Annotated in this window: 15 protein-coding genes and 1 pseudogene; 6 read left to right on the top strand and 10 right to left on the bottom strand. The window is 70.9% G+C overall.

What is annotated here, in order from left to right:
* Position 1 precedes the first annotated feature (1 nt).
* Positions 2–1024, top strand: coding sequence for a Rieske 2Fe-2S domain-containing protein (locus tag ACZ7L5_RS17785; protein WP_471517598.1), 1023 nt, complete (start codon positions 2–4; stop codon positions 1022–1024).
* A 37-nt stretch (positions 1025–1061) separates the two neighbouring features.
* On the opposite strand, the gene ACZ7L5_RS17790 is transcribed toward ACZ7L5_RS17785, so the two are convergent.
* Together ACZ7L5_RS17790 and ACZ7L5_RS17795 are read right to left on the bottom strand one after the other, a co-directional pair.
* Positions 1062–1616 (bottom strand): MarR family winged helix-turn-helix transcriptional regulator, encoded by a 555-nt coding sequence (locus tag ACZ7L5_RS17790; protein ID WP_471517600.1) that lies wholly within the window; start codon positions 1614–1616, stop codon positions 1062–1064.
* A gap of 106 nt (positions 1617–1722) precedes the next feature.
* The gene (locus ACZ7L5_RS17795) at positions 1723–1884 is read right to left on the bottom strand and encodes a hypothetical protein (RefSeq protein ID WP_471517602.1); all 162 of its coding nucleotides are present in this window, start codon (positions 1882–1884) and stop codon (positions 1723–1725) included.
* Between ACZ7L5_RS17795 and ACZ7L5_RS17800 the strand changes: the two are divergent.
* Positions 1861–2389 (top strand): annotated as a pseudogene (locus tag ACZ7L5_RS17800) (amidohydrolase family protein); the annotation flags it as partial. The gene ACZ7L5_RS17795 and the pseudogene ACZ7L5_RS17800 sit on opposite strands and share 24 nt — an antisense overlap.
* A 30-nt stretch (positions 2390–2419) precedes the next feature.
* On the opposite strand, the gene ACZ7L5_RS17805 reads toward ACZ7L5_RS17800, so the two are convergent.
* The gene (locus tag ACZ7L5_RS17805) at positions 2420–4234 is read right to left on the bottom strand and encodes an ABC transporter ATP-binding protein (protein WP_471517604.1); all 1815 of its coding nucleotides are present in this window, start codon (positions 4232–4234) and stop codon (positions 2420–2422) included.
* Positions 4235–4466: 232 nt separating this feature from the next.
* Here ACZ7L5_RS17805 and ACZ7L5_RS17810 point away from each other — a divergent pair, with 232 nt between their 5' ends.
* Together ACZ7L5_RS17810 and ACZ7L5_RS17815 are read left to right on the top strand one after the other, a co-directional pair.
* Positions 4467–4640: a hypothetical protein gene (locus ACZ7L5_RS17810; RefSeq protein ID WP_328877322.1), complete on the top strand. Its 174-nt coding sequence runs from the start codon at positions 4467–4469 to the stop codon at positions 4638–4640.
* 57 nt (positions 4641–4697) lie between these two features.
* Positions 4698–5105 (top strand): hypothetical protein, encoded by a 408-nt coding sequence (locus tag ACZ7L5_RS17815; RefSeq protein ID WP_363036524.1) that lies wholly within the window; start codon positions 4698–4700, stop codon positions 5103–5105.
* On the opposite strand, the gene ACZ7L5_RS17820 is transcribed toward ACZ7L5_RS17815, so the two are convergent.
* Positions 5098–6024: a GNAT family N-acetyltransferase gene (locus ACZ7L5_RS17820; RefSeq protein WP_471517606.1), complete on the bottom strand. Its 927-nt coding sequence runs from the start codon at positions 6022–6024 to the stop codon at positions 5098–5100. The genes ACZ7L5_RS17815 and ACZ7L5_RS17820 overlap by 8 nt on opposite strands.
* A gap of 146 nt (positions 6025–6170) precedes the next feature.
* Positions 6171–6395, bottom strand: a complete 225-nt coding sequence (locus ACZ7L5_RS17825) for a hypothetical protein (RefSeq protein ID WP_471517608.1) — start codon at positions 6393–6395, stop codon at positions 6171–6173.
* Between ACZ7L5_RS17825 and ACZ7L5_RS17830 the strand changes: the two genes are divergently transcribed.
* Complete coding sequence (locus ACZ7L5_RS17830) at positions 6394–7194, top strand: DUF817 domain-containing protein (protein ID WP_471517610.1); 801 nt, start codon at positions 6394–6396, stop codon at positions 7192–7194. The two genes, ACZ7L5_RS17825 and ACZ7L5_RS17830, sit on opposite strands and share 2 nt — an antisense overlap.
* On the opposite strand, the gene ACZ7L5_RS17835 is transcribed toward ACZ7L5_RS17830, so the two are convergent.
* The 5 genes from ACZ7L5_RS17835 to ACZ7L5_RS17855 form a co-directional block, all read right to left on the bottom strand.
* Complete coding sequence (locus ACZ7L5_RS17835; protein ID WP_471517612.1) at positions 7127–7765, bottom strand: NUDIX hydrolase; 639 nt, start codon at positions 7763–7765, stop codon at positions 7127–7129. The genes ACZ7L5_RS17830 and ACZ7L5_RS17835 overlap by 68 nt on opposite strands.
* 90 nt (positions 7766–7855) lie before the next feature.
* Positions 7856–8185 (bottom strand): antibiotic biosynthesis monooxygenase family protein, encoded by a 330-nt coding sequence (locus ACZ7L5_RS17840; RefSeq protein WP_362386395.1) that lies wholly within the window; start codon positions 8183–8185, stop codon positions 7856–7858.
* 85 nt (positions 8186–8270) lie between these two features.
* Entirely contained in the window at positions 8271–9431 is a 1161-nt protein-coding gene (locus ACZ7L5_RS17845; protein WP_471517614.1) for a S1 family peptidase, read from the bottom strand.
* Between the two features lie 151 nt (positions 9432–9582).
* Complete coding sequence (gene mgrA, locus ACZ7L5_RS17850) at positions 9583–10626, bottom strand: L-glyceraldehyde 3-phosphate reductase (protein WP_365056864.1); 1044 nt, start codon at positions 10624–10626, stop codon at positions 9583–9585.
* 133 nt (positions 10627–10759) lie between these two features.
* The gene (locus ACZ7L5_RS17855; protein WP_471517616.1) at positions 10760–14848 is read right to left on the bottom strand and encodes a discoidin domain-containing protein; all 4089 of its coding nucleotides are present in this window, start codon (positions 14846–14848) and stop codon (positions 10760–10762) included.
* Positions 14849–15133: 285 nt separating this feature from the next.
* Here ACZ7L5_RS17855 and ACZ7L5_RS17860 point away from each other — a divergent pair, with 285 nt between their 5' ends.
* Complete coding sequence (locus ACZ7L5_RS17860) at positions 15134–17242, top strand: DUF8189 domain-containing protein (protein ID WP_471517618.1); 2109 nt, start codon at positions 15134–15136, stop codon at positions 17240–17242.
* The last annotated feature ends 3 nt before the right edge of the window (positions 17243–17245 follow it).

Consider the following 17245-nt stretch of genomic DNA (forward strand, 5'->3'; position numbering starts at 1 on the left):
GATGCCACTTTCCGTATCCGACACCGCGGACCACGTCTACGCCCACGGCCTGCGCAACCAGTGGCACCCGGTCGTCCCCTCCCACTTCGTCGCGCCCGGCGGTCTGCGCAAGGTCACCGCCCTCGGCGAGAACTGGCTGCTGTTCCGCAAGGCCGATGGGACCCTGTCGATGCTCGCCGACCGCTGCCCGCACCGCGGAGCGCCGCTGTCCCTCGGCAAACACCTGGGCGACCGGGTGGCGTGCTGGTACCACGGTGTCGAGGTCGACGGCTCCGGCACGGTCACCTCCGTCCCCGGCCTGCCCGGCTGCAACCTGGAGGGCAAGACACTCGTCACGTCCCTGCCGGTGCGCGAGGTCGGCGGTGCGATCCTCGCCTACTTCGGCGACGACGAGCACCCGGAGCCGGCGGACCTGACCCTCCCCGAGCCGCTCACCGACCCCGCCGTCTCCGCCTTCCTGTGCTACGCCGAGTGGGACGTGCCATGGCGCTACGCGATGGAGAACCTCCTCGACCCGATGCACGGCGCGTTCCTGCATCACGAGTCGCACACCATGTACGACGGCGACACCCGGGCGAAGTTCCGCATCCGGGAGACCGAGCGGGGCTACTTCTTCGAGAAGACCGACCAGCGGGGCGTCAACTTCGACTGGGTGGAGCTGTGCCGGACCGGCGTCGACTGGGTGGACCTGTCCATCCCGTACCCGCCGTCGGCGGGACCGGGCGGCCCGTTCGGCATCGTAGGCATGGCCTGCCCGGTGGACGCCGAACGCACCGGAGTCTTCTTCTGGCGCTACCGCAGGGTCGACGACTGGCAGCGCGACACCTGGCGGTTCCTCTACAAGGCGCTCATCGAGGAACGCCACTGGCAGGTCCTCGAACAGGACCGCGTCATGCTGGAGGCCATGCCCGCCGACGCCGACCAGTACGAGAACCTGTACCAGCACGACCTCGGCGTGGTCCGCCTGCGACGCCTCTACCAGGGCCAGGCGGCACAGCAGTCCAAGGCGGCGCCGCAGTCGTAGTCCTCGAGACGGCCCGGGGGAGGGCGCGGCCCGCTCGTCAGCCCGCCGCGCCTTCCCCCGCCGCGCCTTCCCCCGCCGTGTCGGATTCGACGATCGAGAGTTCCAGCCCGGACAGCAGCCGGGCGAGTTGGCGGCGCTCGGTGAGGGTGAGCCCACTGAGCATCCGCCGCTCGTTCTCCAAATGCTCCGTGAACACCTCGTCCACCTTCTTCAACCCGGCGTCGGTGAGCCGCGAGTAGACCACGCGCCGGTCCACCGCGTCGCGCTCGCGCACCAGGAGCCCGTCGTTCTCCAGCCGGTCCAGACGCAGCGTCACGCCCGCCGACGAGATCAGGCCGGACGCGGCGAGTTGGCCGGCCGTGAGCCGGTAGGGGGCGCCGGCCCGGCGCAGCGCCGTGAGCACGTCGAACCCGGCGACCGACAGGCCATGCTTCTCGATCTGCGCGGTGAGCCGCGACTGGTACTGCAGGTAGGCACGGTGCAGCCGGGCGAGCACCTCCAGCGGCGAGGTGTCCAGTCCCGGTCGCTCGCGCGCCCAGTCCTCCACGATCCGCGCCACGGCATCCGGCCGCTTCGCCCTGCGCTGAGCCATGTCGTCCCTTCGCGGAATCCTGTCGGAAAACGCGGGCTCCGTGGCCCGGCGCAACCTCGGAGAAATCTTAGCCCTGAAACAACGGGCGGCGAACGCCTCCGGTCATTCACCTGGCTGACCGGGCGGCGCGCAGCAAGTCGAAGAGGTACGGCATCGAGTCGTCGGGGGTGCGCAGCAGCGGGGTGGTGAGGCGGTCGCGAACGAGCGGGTAGAGGAGGACGACGCCGGGGCCCAGGTCCGCCGGGGTGAGGGCTCCCACCTCGCCCACCGCGTGGAGCACATCGAGTCGGTGCCCGACGACACCGTGGGCCGGTTCGCCCGCCTCGGCGTCATCGCCTCCACGCTGCCCCCGCACACCGGCTACACCCGGGCCGACCGGTCCGACGAGTGGTCCCTGCGGCTCGGCGACGAACGTGCCTCCCGCGCCTGGCGCCTGCGCGATCTGCGGGACGCGGGGGCGGTCGTCGCGCTCGGCTCGGACTGGCCCATCGCCCACTACGACGCCCGCGCCGTCCTGGCCACCGCACGGACACCCCCGGGGCGCGGCCTCCGCCAGGGCGGGACTCATTGGTCTGCAGGCTCTGGAGGGCTGCACCACACACGCGGGCCTCGCGGCCGGCGAGGCGGCCTCTGCCGGCCGGATCGCCGAAGGCTTCCGGGCCGACCTGACCGCAGTGGGCCTCGACCCGGTCGGCGCACCCGCCGACGAGGTCGCCGAGGCGCCGGTCCGGCTCACCGTGACCGGCGGGCAGATCGTGCACCGGAGCGCCTGAAGGGGCGCGGCACGAGAGGCCGCGGCCCGGTCAGGGCAACTCCGCCTGTGCTGGGCTGTCCTCGAGGAAACCGCCCGACTGGTGCTGCCACAGCTTCGCGTAGGCACCGTCCACAGTGAGCAGTTCGTCGTGGGTGCCCTGCTCGACGATCCGTCCACGGTCGAGGACGACGAGCCGGTCCATGGTGGCCACCGTGCTCAGCCGGTGCGCCACCACGAGCGCGGTCCGCCCGTCCATGAGCCGCCACAGTGCCTCCTGGACGAGGATCTCGCTCTCGGAGTCCAGGGCGCTGGTCGCCTCGTCGAGCAGCAGGATCGGCGCGTCGCGCAGAATCGCCCGGGCGAGGGCGACCCGCTGGCGCTGGCCGCCGGACAGCTTGATGCCGCGCTCGCCCACCATGGTGTCGAAGCCGTACGGCAGCGCGTCGGCGAATTCCGTGACGTGTGCGGCCTCCGCCGCGTGGCGGATCTCGGCATCGGTGGCGTCCGGCCGGGCGAAGGCGATGTTCTCCCGCAGCGTGCGGTGGAACATCGCCGGGTCCTGCGGCACATAGGCCATCAGGCCGCGCAGGTCCGCCTGGCGGAGCATGCTGATGTCCTGACCGCCGATCAGGATCCGGCCGCCGTCGATGTCCGTCATGCGCAGCAGCAGCCGGGTCAGCGTGGTCTTGCCGCCGCCGGAGCGGCCCACGAGGCCGATCTTCGCCCCGGCGGGCACGGCCAGTTCGAGGCCCTCGAACAGGGGCCGGCCGCCGGCGTGGGCGAAGGTGACCTTCTCGAAGCGGACGTCGGCGGGCGCGGGCAGCAGCGGCTCCGGCAACGGCGGATCGAGCACGGTCGGTGGCGTCAGCAGCAGTTCGGTGAACTGGGCGGCCTCCGTCATCGAGCTCTCCAGCCGACGGTAGATCTGATTGAAGTCGAACATGATCCGCGTCGCGTTGTTGTAGTAGGTGAAGGCCACCACGATCGCCTCCACACCGTGCGCGCCCCCGGCCAGTGTGACCGCGAGCAGCAGCCCCAGCGCGTTGGTCAGCACCGACATCGGCGCGACCAGCGTGTCGATGCGCAGATTGCCGTAGTCCCACGCCCGCAGGGTGAGCCGGCGTGACACCGCGACCCGGGAGCGGTGCTCGGCGGCCTCGCGCTCCTCGGCGCCGAACGCGCGCACTGTGTCCATGTTCATCAGGCTGTCGGCCACGTGCCCCGACACCCGGGCGATCGCCTCCTCCCGCTGGTCGACGAGGGCCTGACGGCGCCGGATGAGGGGCACCACACACCCCGCCGTCAGCGCGATCATCGCCAGCAGCCCGACGACGAGCAGCGGTTCGTAGCGCCACAGCACCACCGCGCCGAACACCAGCGGCACGAAGCTGCCCACGATCTGGAACGTCAGCGTGTCGACGAACTGCTCGAAACGCGAGGCGAAGCTCAGCACGCGCTTGGTGAGCGACCCGGCGAAGTTGTCGTGGAAGAACGCGGCGTCCTTCGCGAACAGCTCGTCCATCCCGATCACGTACAGATGCTCGATGCCGAGGGCGTCCAGCCGGTTCAGGCAGTGCAGCGCGACCCGCCACAGCGCCTCGGCCAGCAGCAGCACACTGACGAAGCCGAGGACGTACGGAAGCGTCGAGCCGACCGTGACGTCCCCGCCGTCGGCGATGTCACCGACGAGCTTGGCCACGATCAGCGGTGCGACGTAGTTGATGCCGATGTTGCCCAGCGCCGACAGCGCCATCGCGGGAGCCGTCAGCAGCCGAAGCCGGGCCAACTCCCGTCCGTAGTAACGAAGTGCCAGAAGTACCGAGCGCCTGCCCGGCTGAACCTTGTGCGATTCAGGAGTTCCCATTTCGTCCCGAGTGTCCCGTGGCGGCGACCGCGGAGTCCAAGCGTTTTCCGGTCGGTGAGGGGCTCACAGGGGGCGTTCGGTGACCCGCGCCGGAGCGTGCGGTCGCACGGGAATCACGACTTTCCCGTACCACAAGTAACATGATCAACTTTGTCCTCAGGTGGACCTCGCAGTCACCGCGGCACCCGCTCCGCCACCGACCCTCCTTCCGTCGTCAACTCCGAGGACCTCGATGTCGTCTCAGACCGATGCCCTGCAACAGGCACGTGCCGACTACGAACACCACATGCAGACCTGCCGGCAGTGCTACGCCGACTCGGCTGCGTGCGCGGTCGCCAAACACCTGCTGCGCCTGTACAACAACACCCGTAGAAGCGGCGCCCAGCCGGGCGCGAGAGGCCGCTGACCGTCACTCATGGAGGACCGCGTGCGACGCCTGCCCTACTCCCCGTCCGGCTGGACCATGGCGGTGTTCGGCGTCCTCGCCGCCGTCATGGGCGCGGTCGGGCTCGTCGCCCCGGACGCCCTGCTCACCGTCATGGGCTTCGCCCCTGAGGCGGGCTCTCGGCGCGCGGAAGGGGACCACACGCTGGTCTTCCTGACCGCTTCCTCCATGGCAGCGCTCAACATGGGCGTCTACTACGTGCTGGCCGCGCTCTCCGACTGGAAGGCGTTCTTCCGCTGGACGGTCCCCTTCCGCCTGCTGACCTGCACGGTCTTCACATTGGCGGTGATCAGCGGCCGCGCCCCCGCCGGTTTCCTGGGCGTGGGCCTGTGGGAGGGGATCGGCGCGGTGGTCACGGGCGCGGCCCTGCGCCTGGAGAGCCGGCGCGCAGCGGGCTCCGGCCAGGTCGAGGTCGGGGTCAGCTGAGCACCGTCTCCCAGGTGTCGACGGCGTAGTGCACGGCCATGCCGTGCCGGGCGTACAGCGCGGGCGCCCCCGTGGGGTTGGCGGTGTCCACGCCCAGCCCCACCGTGTCCCGCCCTCGCGCCGCGAACGCGGCGAACGCGTGCCGCAGCAGCAGACCGCCGAGACCGCAGCCGCGTGCCTCACTCAGCACGCCGATGCTCCGGATCCAGCCCATCGCCTCACGGTCGTCGCGGGCGAGCAGGAAACCGACGTCCCCCAGGTCCTCCGTACCGGCGATCCACACCAGCGACCAGTCGAGCCCCTCGGCGTCGACGTCGTGCAGCCACTGGTCGTAGCTGCGCGGCTGGAAGTCGAAGTGCTCGGCGAAGCTCGACTGGTACAGCGCGTGGACGCGCGCACGGTCCGCCTCCTCGGCACAGGCCCGCAGCCGTATGCCGTTCGGAAGTTCCGGTACGAGGTCCACGGCGGCGTCAACGGGCCGTTGCAGCACGTGATAGCGCCGTACGACGCACCAGCCCCGTCGCTCGATCAGTTCCGTGTCGAGCGTGGGCTCGGTGTTGAGGTGCAGATGCACCACCGCCCTGGCCGCACCGTTCTCGCGGGCCTTCTCCAGGGCACGGGCCTGAAGCGCGTCCAGGATGAGTTCGCCGGCCTGCTGGTGGTCAGGCAGCACATAGTGGTCGACGTCGACGCGCTCACTGGCCGATTCGGCCCACAGCAGGCCGTACGCGACCAGCCGTTCGCCGTCGAAGGCCAGCCAAGAGTCGCTTTCCAGAACCACGTCGGGCCGCTTCAGGTCGGCCTCGACGGTGTGCAGGTCGGTCTCGGGCCTGCCTATCTCGATGCGGTCGACTTCGTTGAGCAGTTCGGTGATGGCGGCCGCGTCGGTGAGGCCGGCCGGCCGAAGGGCATAGGGCATGGGCCAAGGGTCGGGGGAGGGGAGGACGGCCGCAACGGCTTTTCGGTGCCCGCCCGCCCGCCCTCCTCTCCACGTGCCGGAGGCCGATCAGCAGGACGCGGATGCGGGCAGGTCCCCGTACGCGTTGCCCTTGAGGTGGACCGCGCTCACGTAGCCCTCGACGAGCGGACGTTGACGGTCTCGTACGGTACGACGGCGTAGGGCGCGGCCATGATGCGGGCCCCGCCCGCGTCCGCGTCGGATGCCCCCACGGAGTTCGCGGCGGTGAGCGGCCCGAGCAGAGCCAGCGCACCGGCGCCGACGAGCGCCGTACCGCGGACGGTCGGGGCCGGCGGCAACCGAGAGCGCCACGAACTCGTCTTCGGGATCATGGTCACCACAAGCGTCGCCGGCACCCTGACGGCATCCTTGCGCCAGCTGTTCGATTTCGCCTGGACACAGACACGGTCCTGCGCCTTCGCCATCGCCCTGATGTCCGGCGTGGCCGCCTCCGCCCTGCTGCCCGGCCTTCCCGTGGCCCGCTACGACCTGCTCGTCGTCTACGGCGTGCTGCTGACGCTGCTGTTCTGGCTGCGCGGCTGGGAGAACGGGCGAGACGTCGCCGTCATCGCCGTCTGCCACGTCATCGGCCTGGCCTTCGAGCTGGTGAAGGTGTCCCTCGGCTCATGGAGCTACCCGGAGCCCGCCGTACTGAAATTCGCGGGCGTCCCGCTGTACGGAGGTTTCCTGTACGCCGCGGTCGGCAGCTATGTCTGCCGCGCCTGGCACCTGTTCGACCTGGAGCTGGTCCGGTACCGCCCGCGGGCGACGGCCGTGGTCGCCGCGGCCATCTACGTCAACTTCTTCAGCCACCACTGGCTCCCCGACGCCCGCTGGCTCCTCGCCGCCCTGCTCCTGGCCGTCACCGCGGGCACCTCGGTCCGCTACACGGTGCGCACCACCCGCCGCAGGATGCCCCTGGCGCTGTCCTTCGTCCTGATCGGCTTCTTCCTGTGGGTCGCGGAGAACCTCGCCACCTACCTGGGCGCGTGGCGCTACCCCTACCAACTCGACGGCTGGCAGCCCGTGGGAGTGGAGAAGTTCGGCGCCTGGGCCCTGCTGATCAGTGTGACGTTCGTCCTCGCGGCGGTGACCCGGTCGCGCGGGCGGCCTGCATCAGTTTGCGAGTGAAGCGATGCAGGTGGGGGTCCATCGAGTCGAGTGACTCGGCGAGCACCCGCTCGGGAGTCAGCCATCGGATCGCCGTGAACTCCTCCTCGTCGTAGGAGGTGAGGGTTCGGGCGTCCGCGGTGATGACGTACCAGAGCGAGACGTCGGCGTGTTCCCCCTGGCCGCGGGTTCGGGTGACGGTGAGGAAGAGGGGGTGCTCACCCGTGATGTCCGAGGCGACCGCCGGAATACCCAACTCCTCCCGGCACTCGCGTTCAACCGCCGCCCACGGGCCCTCACCCGGCTCGACGTGCCCGCCCGGGGGCAGCCACAGGCCGGCTTTGCGGTGCGCGACCAGCAGCAGTTCGCCGCGCTCGGCATCCAGCACGACGAAGTAGCTCACAAGGTGCGTCTCCGGGACGTCGGGCTTGCGCGTCCGGTGGACGGGTGCGCCGCTGGAGAGCCACGCACCGGCCAGGCGCAGGTGGGCCCGCTCAAGGTCGTCCCAGGGGGCGATGCCGTTGACCAGGCCGATCAGCTGGGCCCGAAGGCGACTGTCGGAGGAAGCAGGGACGCCGGGTGAGGACACCATCGCTGCATTCTCGCATCGAGCGCGCGACCGGAGCCGAACACGGCGGGGGCTTCGCCACAGCCCCCGCCGCCTACCGCCAACCGCTCGTCGTCACTCGCCCTTCGGCCCCGCCTGCTGCACGACCTCGAAGGACCACAGCGTGGACCCGCTGGCCGCCGGCTTCGGGCGCTCGGCGCCTTCCGGGCCGCCGCCCTGGTGGGCCGACTTCATGGGGCCCTCCATCCAGGCCTGGAAGGACTCCTCGTCGCGCCAGCGCGTGTACACGAGGTAGGTGTCGGTGCCCTCGACCGGCCGGAGGAGCTCGAACCACTCGAACCCGTCCGAGTTCTCCACGGCGTGGGCACGGGAGGCGAAGCGCTTCTCCAGCGTCTCGCGCTGCTCGGCGGGCACGGTCAGTACGTTGATCTTGACTACGCTCATGGTCCTCATCCTGCCGCACGGCCGCCGGCAGAGGCGCGGCGGCTCGTGCTTCACAGGTGTGGCGCCACGAATCAGGTCCGGTGCGTCAGGCCGTGTGCAGGGTCAGCCCGTACCGGCCGAGTATCTCGTTCACCGGCTGGAACCAGGTCTCCCCGCCGCCGGAGCAGTTGCCCCAGCCGCCCGAGGTGACCCCTTGGGCCTGGTCACCGCTGATGAAGGAGCCTCCGGAGTCGCCGCCCTCGGCGCAGACGCTGGTCTTCGTCATCTGGTGCACCGCGCCCTGGCTGTAGTTGACCGTCTCGTTCTTGGCCAGCACGGCTCCGCAGTGCCAGTGCGTCGTGGAGCCGGAGCGGCATATGGACGTGCCGACGGGCGCCTCGGCCGAGCCGCGTACGAGCTGGTCCGGGACCGTACCCCAGCCGAGGACGACCGGCACGGTCCACCAACCGCTGCCGACGCTCACCCAGGCGTAGTCGTTGTCGGGGAACGAGGAGCCCTGGAACGTTCCGATGTAGCTGCCGTCCCAGCCCCGGACACCGGCTCCCTGCCCACCGCAGTGCCCGGCGGTGACGAAGCCGCCGTGCACCGAGAAGCCTATGGAGCAGCGGACGTTGCCGGTGTAGTAGGGGTCGCCGCCGACCGTTCCCGCCGCGAAGGTGCGCGGGGCCGCCGCGATTGCCTCCACGGTGACGGGTCCGGCCGCACGGGCGCGGGAGACGAAGCCGCGGACATCGTTGTCCGACCGCTGGTCGCGGACGACCTTCACGACGACCGTGTTGGCCGCCGGATCGACGTGCCAACTGCTCACCCCGGACGGCGCCGGGAGACGGTCGATGCGTGCCTTGACCGCGTCGAGGTCGCGCGCACTGTGCGCGACGGTGCGCACCGTCACGCCGGTGGCGCGGACCGCCCGTACGGTCGCGGGCGCGGCGTCCGACGTGACGGCCACGGTGAGCCGTTCGCTGTCGGCGTCGAACCACGAGCCGCCGTAGGCGGACCCGGCGGCCTTGCGCGCCTTCGGTGCGACGTCCATGGCGGTGCGTTCCGCGGCCAGACGCGCCTCGGCCCGCTCCTTCGACAGGCCGAGGTCGCGCTGCATCGCCTGCAGCAGTGCGGGGGAGGCCGGTTCGGCATCCGCCACCGTGGGGGAGCCGTCCGCCGTGGCCCGCGCGGTTCCGCCCGCGGTCCAGCTGCCGAGGACCAGGAGCGCGGCGAGGCCGGCGTACTTGAGTCTGATGCGTCTCAAGGGAGTTGCCCTTCGTCGTTCCAACAAGGTGGGGTGGAACAACCGCAATCTGAGAGCGCTCTCATTCAGGGTCGGGCAGAGCCTAGCCCTGACGACGCATCAGGTCCATACCAGCGACCGGGTTCGAGTGGGGGCCGGCGGCCCGGATGCCTCAGCCGAGGTTTCCGGTCCGCGCGTCCTGCCACAGGTCGACGCCGCCGTCGGTGGCGTACTTGTCGATCTCGGCCAGTTCCTCGTCGCTGAAGTCGAGGTTCTCCAGCGCGGCCACGTTCTGCTCCAGCTGCTCGGTGCGCGAGGCGCCGATGACCAGCGAGGTCACCCGCGGGTCGCGCAGGGCCCAGGCGAGCGCCATCTGGGCGAGGCTCTGGCCGCGGCGCGCCGCGATGTCGTTCAGCGCACGCAGCCTGCCCAGCATGTCCTCCGACAGCCACGTCTCGTCGAACGACTTGCCCTGCGTGGCGCGCGAGTCGGCGGGGACGCCGTCGAGGTAGCGCCCGGTCAGCAGCCCCTGTGCGAGCGCGGTGAAGCCGATGACGCCGAAGCCCTCCTGCCCGGCGGCCTCCAGCAGGCCCTCGTTCTCGATCCAGCGGTTGAGCATGCTGTACGACGGCTGGTGGATGAGCAGCGGTGTGCCCAGCTCCCGGAGGATGGCGGCCGCCTCCCGCGACCGCTCGGCGTCGTAGGAGGAGATGCCGACGTACAGGGCCTTGCCCTGACGGACGGCCGTGTCGAGCGCCCCCATCGTCTCCTCCAGCGGCGTGCTCGCGTCGAGCCGGTGGGAGTAGAAGATGTCGACGTACTCCAGCCCCGTTCGCCGCAGCGACTGGTCGAGCGAGGCGAGCACGTACTTGCGCGAGCCGCCTCCCTGACCGTAAGGACCGGGCCACATGTCCCAGCCGGCCTTGGTGGAGACCACCAGCTCGTCCCGGTACGGCGCGAGGTCCTGCTTCATCAGCCGGCCGAAGTTGATCTCGGCGGAGCCGTACGGCGGGCCGTAGTTGTTGGCGAGGTCGTGGTGGGTGATGCCGAGGTCGAAGGCGCGCAGGGCGATCTCGCGCTGGGCCTCGAAGGGCCGGTCGTCACCGAAGTTGTGCCAGTACCCCAGGGACAGCACGGGAAGGTCGAGTCCTGAGCGTCCGGTGCGCCGGTATCGCATGGTGCCGTTGTACCGCTCGGGATCCGCGACGTGGTTCATCGAGTGTTCTCCGCAGGGTCGGGGTGGTTCGGTCCAGGTGAGGACGTGTTCACTGTGCTCCTGCCTGATTCTGACGTCCAACGCATCCTTTTCATCGGATTCAGCGATGCCGTCTCTGAATGGCGCTCCGACCTCACGTGCGGCCCCGGCCCACGGTCGTCGTCGGCACGTTGTAGCCCTCCAGCCGCACGGCCGGCCTGCCGGAGGCGAGGGAAGCAGCCGGCCAGGACAGCGTGACGGTGCGGGACTCGCCGGGGAGCAGCCAGAGGTAGTTGTCGCCGTACAGCGTGGGCAGGACCCGGTGACCGGACCCGGCGTCGAGCAGGGAGAGCCGCACCATCGCCGCGACCGTCGTGCCGCGGTTGCGTATGCGGGCGGTGAGGCCGTGGCGGTCGCCCGAGCGGTTCGTGTCGGTGATCTCCACCGACACCCTCGTGCGCGCGACCTGGTTCAGGGCGCGCATGTCGCCGGCCTCGCGGTACCGCCAGTAGGTGTTCTCGGCCAGCAGCTCCCCGCGCGCGTCCACCAGGCGCAGCCGCAGCAGATGGAGGCCGGGCAGGTCGTCCGCGCGGCTCGCGGTGAACGCCGGCGCGGTCGACGAGGCGGCGACGTCCACGGTCGCGCGCTGCTCGGCGCCGAGCCGACGGCCGGAGAGGTCGTAGCGGCGCGCCGAGAGCGTCGCACCCGAGATACGGCGGGGGGTGTGGTTGACCGCGATCACCTCCCCGCTCACCGGGTCGGCCTGCACATGCACGGCCTCGCTCGCCTTGCGGACCCCGTAGTAGGCACCGTTGACGTCGAAGTCGTAGTCGTACGTCTGCCACACCGTGCTGTACCAGGCGGGATGGGACATCCACAGCATCAGCCCGCTCGCGTCGTCCCACAGCCGGGCGTTCCACGCCTCGAACATGGCCCGGAAGTTCTCGTAGTTGACGAACTGCGCCTTGCGGCAGAAGTCGTCGAGGTCCTTCGCCTCGCCGAGTCTCGCTTCGATGGCCGCCCGGTAGTTCTGCGGTGCCTGGTTTCCGCGGGTGCTCCAGTCGTGGTAGTACCAGGCGCCCTTGACGGGCCACTCCGGCTCGTCGCCCACGAGCCGGCGCATGGTCTGCGCGGTCGGCAGCACCGGCATGCCGATCTCGGTGTGGAAGCCGAAGCTGCCGCTGCCGTAGGTGGTCGCGGAGGAGTAGCGCTGTGGTTCGACCCAGCCGTACGGGCCGCCGCCGGAGACGATGCCGCCCGCGGAGTTGTTCTGGTACAGCAGATCGGGCGCCTCGGCGCGGACCGCGGCACGCATGCCGTCGTCGACCGGGCCGGGAGGGTTGCCCTCGTTGGCGCCGCACCACACGACGATGCTGGGGTGGCTGCGGTAGCGGCGCACGGTGTCCTGCGCCAGGCTCAGGAAGGCCTCGTGGTCGGGCGGGTCCATGGCCCAGGCGTTGGGGAAGTCGTTCCAGACCAGCAGGCCGTGCTCGTCGCAACTGGCGTAGAACTCCTCGCGGTTGCTGGACCCCAGCCAGTTCCTGATCATGGTGAAGTTCATGTCGCGGTGCATCCGCACGGCCGCGTCCATCCGCTCGGCGGGCATCCGCCGCAGCAGCTCGTCCCAGCCCCAGTTGCCGCCCCGGCAGAACACCCGGACCCCATTGACGCTGATCTTGAGCGGCACGGTCGAGTTGTCGACGGACTTCACGTCCGTCCAGTCCTCGCCGTCGTCGGACACCTGGACGGTGTACTTCTTCGCGTATGCCTGCTCCCACAGGATGACCACGCGGTCGAACCTCACCCGCTCGCCCAGGTCGACCTGGATCGACTGCCCGTCCTCGTACGCCGAGGACCAGCGGGTGCCCGGATCGCCGTCCACGGCGTTGGCCGCTCTGCCGCCCGTGCCCTCCTCCGAGGACGCGGTGGCCGTCTTGCGCAGCGCCAGGTCGGTGCCGGGGGAGGAGCTGTTCACGACCGACAGGTTCCACATCGACGCGCCCCAGCTCGTCGCCCGGCTGTGGCACAGCACCCGGACGTGGCGTGCGGTCCGCGCCTCGAACTCCACGTTCTGAAGGGCCGCCGCGCCCGCAGTGCGGAAGGGGAGCGGAGCAGCGGTGTTGTCGACGGCCGAGGCCTCCCGCCAGTCGGTGCCGTCGTCGGAGACCTGGACGGTGTACGTCTTCGCGTACGCCTGCTCCCATGTGACGACCACGCGGTCGAAGGACACGGCGGCGCCGAGGTCCACCTCGATCCACTGCTCGTCCTCGAACTCCGACGACCAGCGCGTCTTCGGATCGCCGTCCGTCACGTTGCCGGGCCGATTGGCGGGGTCGTCCACGGACGACGACGTGGCCGGCCTGTGCAGGGCCAGGTCGGTGCCGGGGGAGGAGCTGTTCACGACCGACAGGTTCCACATCGACGCGCCCCACTCGGTGGCCCGGAGGTGGCACAGGATCCGCACGTGACGGGCCTTCTGCCGGGCGAAGTCGACGGTCTGTGCGTAGGCGTCGCCGCCGGACTGGAAGGTGAGCGGGACGTCGAACTCGTAGCCGAACTGGCGGATGCCGAACCGGGTCGTGCGCCGGTCACTGACCTCGCCCACGACCGAGGCGGTGAGGGTCAGGCGGTGCAGGGCCGGCTCACCGTAGCCGTTGGGCCACCACAACTTCGGCTTGCGGACGCGCAGTTGCGGGTGATCGGCCGGGCTGAAGGTGACGTCGGCCGTCTCGCCCGCGGGAACCGTGACCGTCCGGGTCAGCCGTACGTCGTCGAAGGCGGCGGAGACGGTGACACTCCGGGCGGCGGAGTCCGCGTTGCGCACCGGGACCACGACGGTCAGCTCGGCCGTGCCGGTATCGGGCAGATCGGGCAGCCGGGTGTCCACGCGCGGGTCGCCGATGACAGCCGCTCCCGTCGAGCGGAGCCGGACGTGGTTCCAGATCCCGGCGGCCCGGTCGCGCACCGCCGGCATCCAGTCCCAGCCCGAAGCGGCCAGATACGTCGGCGAGTTGCGGTTCATCATGTTCGCCCCGGCGTCCACGAACGCCAGACCGGCCGGCCCCTTGTCGCCGGGGCTGCCCGGGTACGGCATGGGCTTGATCCGCACGGCCAGGGCGTGATCACCGCCGCCGGTCAGGAACTTCGTGACGTCAAAGGCGGCGCGTGCGAAGGGGAACACGACGGTGCCGAGCCGGCTGCCGTCGAGCCAGACCTCGGCCTCGTGGTTGACGCCGTCGAACTCCAGCCAGACGCGGCGCCCGGTGCCGGTGCGCAGTCCCTTGGGCAGGCGGAACTGACGTCTGTACCACCAGGCGTGCCGGGAGAGAGCCTCCGGCACGTGGAGGTTGTTGAACCCGGCGACCGGGTCGGGCAGGTGCCCCTGGTCCACCAGGGAGGACAGCACGGTGCCGGGCACCGTGGCCGGCAGCCAGCGGCTGGTGTCCACCGACGGCTCCGACAGGTCGGTGCCCTCCCCGCCGGCCCAGTCGTCCATCGTCAGCTCCCAGCCGGACTCCAGCGGTACGGTGCCGTCCGCGGCGACCTTCAGCGCCTCAGGCGTGCGGTGCCGGACGCCCCAGTCCGTCCAGCCGGTGGCGTCCGGGCGGCGCTCGCCGCACGTGCCGTACACCTGGAGGCCGTTGAGGCCCAGGGGGTTGGCGTTGGAGCGCTTGTGGACGGTCATGCGCACCCACCGCGCGCTGACCGGCCGGGGCAGCGCGATCTCCACGACGCCGCCCCGGCCGGACTCGGTGCGGTACACGGACGTCCACGACTCGCGGTCGCGCGAGGTCTCGATCACGAAGCCGACCGCGCAGCTGGACAGGACCTCCTGTCCGGTGGTGTTGTCCCGCGGATTGCCCCCGGGCGCGTCGACGTAGGGCGGATCGTCCGCGGTCGCCTCGAAGGTGAGCCGCAGCGACTCCACCTCGCACAGCGCCTGGAGGTCGACGCAGATCCACTGCGGGTCACCGCCTGCGGCACGCCAGCCCGTCCCGCGCACCCCCACGCCGTCGAGGCCGTCCACCGCGAACTCGGCCGGCGTGGGGGCATGGTCGGTGGAGGAGACCGACACCGGTCGGTACGCGGCGAGTTCGCCTCGGGTGGGAGCCTGGCGCGGGTGGCCGGTTCCGGCCGAGGCGGCGCCGGGCGGCAGGCTCATGCCGATCCCGAAGCCCGCGAGAAGGGTGGACCCGGCGGCGAGTACGGCACGGCGGGACGGCACAGAAGGCTGATCCGGCATGGGACAAGGGCTCCGATCAGGGATGTCCGGTGAACGAGGCGACCTGAGAGCAGGGGTGTGACAACGTTGTCGAACAGCGCCTGACAACGTTGTCAAACCCTGCACCGCGGGCGTGAGCCCGTCAAGACTTCCGGCACGGCCGAATCCGTGTTTCTTTAAATTAGTAATTAATATTGACAGGGTTCCGGCCGCGCGCCACAGTCATCGCCGTGACGCCGACGGCCCCGGCCCCCTGCACGGCCCGCGTCACACCTCCTCCTGCTTCCCAACCTCCGGGAGAGGCACGTGACTTCACTCGCCCTCGCGACCGCGATCTCCGTGGTCCTGACCGCGTCCGCGACCCCCACCGCCACCGCGCACACCGCCGTTGACCAGGGCGCGCCCGACTATTACGACAGCGGACTCGCCCCCACGCCGTACATGGGCTGGAACACCTACTACGGGCTCGGCGCGCCCACCGAGAAGGAGGTCAGGGCGGTCGCCGACAAGCTCGTCAGCAGCGGGCTGCGCGACAGCGGCTACGACATCGTGTGGCTGGACGGCGGCTGGCAGGCCGACAACCCCCGTGACACGCAGGGGCGGTTGACGGCCCACCCCGACCGCTTCCCGTCCGGCATCCCGGCCCTGGTCTCCTACCTCCACCGGCGCGGACTGAAAGCCGGCATCTACACCGACGCCGGCACCTACGACGGCGGCAAGACCTGCGGGCTCGGCAGCCGCGGCCACTACGACCAGGACGCACGGCAGTTCGCCGACTGGAAGATCGACGCGATCAAGGTCGACTTCCTGTGCGGCATCGGGGCGAAGCTCGATCCCGGGCCCGCGTTCAAGGAGTTCAGCGACGCCGTCGCCAAGTCCGGCCGCAGGATGCTGCTCAACCTCTGCAACCCGCTCACCGACGACTGGGGCCTGCCGCACACACCCGAGCAGGACGCGCACAACACCTACGCCTACGCCCCGACCATCGCGGACTCCTGGCGCACCGGGACGGACATCGCCTCGGGTACCCCGAGCCCCGGCCAGTGGCCCAACGTGCTGCGCAACATGGACGCCAACGCCTGGCACCCGGAGGCTCAGGGGCCCGGTCACTACAACGACCCCGACTACCTCATCCCGATGCGCCGCATGACCGACGGGTCGTACGAGCTGACGCAGGAGGAGTCCACCACCCAGTTCGTGATGTGGGCCGAGATGGCCTCGCCGCTCGTCCTCGGCTCCGACCCGCGCACCCTGTCCGAGTCGATGATCAGGACCCTCCGCAACCCCGAGATCATCGCCGTCAACCAGGACCCGCTCGCCGTCCAGGGCGTCCGTGTCGCCACCGACTCCGTGGGCGACGTCTACAGCAAGGTCCTCTCGGGGCAGGGCCGCCGCGCGGTCGTCCTCCTCAACCGCTCCGACCAGCCGGTCCAGCGCACCGTGAACTTCGCCGACGCGGCACTGGGCGGTGCGGTCGAGGTGCGCGACCTGCGGGCGCGCGCCGATCGTGGCACGCACACCGGGTCGTACACCGTCGAGGTCCCCGCCCACGGCACCGCGTTCCTGACGCTGACCGGCGCGGACGCCCTGCCCGGCACCGGCCTGGGGGAGAAGGCCACCGCGAGCCCGGCTGTGGTGCGCACCGGCGACACGCTCAGCACGTTCTTCCGCGGCCCCCGCGGAAACCTCGTCCAGCACTCGGCGTCGACGAACGGCAGCGGAACGCCGCGTACCAGGGACCTCGCAGGCCCGGCCAGGGGCGGGATCCTCGGCCAGCCCGCCGCCTACGCGTCCGTCGGCGGCCGTATCGACGTCTTCGTGCGCGGCGCCGACTCCCGTGTGTACAGGCGGGTGTTCGACGACGGACGCTGGGGTGGCTGGCAGAGCCTGGGCGGGCGCGTGACCGACGCGCCGTCGGTGGCGTTCACCGACCCCACGCACTGGACTCTCGTCGCGCGCGGGGCGGACGGGCGGATCGTGCAGCGCGGGCCGTCTTCCAACTGGTCGTCGCTGGGCGCGCCGGGTGACCGGCCGACGTACGGCAGGCCGTCCGCGGCCGTCGACGCGCAAGGGCGGGTCCATGTCGTCGTGCGGACCTCGGCGGACGACGTGTGGACGCGGACGCGGGACGCCTCGGGGGAGTGGTCGCAGTGGACCTCGCTCGGCGGAACCGTGAGCGGCAGTCCGACCCTCGTCGCCGTGGGGGGCGCAGTGGTGCTGTACGCGCGGGCCGGTGACTACACGCTCTGGCAGCGGCGCTACGACGGTGCGGCCTGGCAGGGCTGGTCGAAGCGGGAGGAGTTCCCCGGTGCCGCCTTCGAGGGCTCGCTCGGGGTGGTCGCGGGGGAGGGCGGCGCGGTCGACGCCGTGTTCCGCGGGGTCGACGGATATGTCCACCGGACCCAGTTCAAATAAATT

This window comes from Streptomyces sp. NPDC107528 (genome assembly GCF_055639295.1).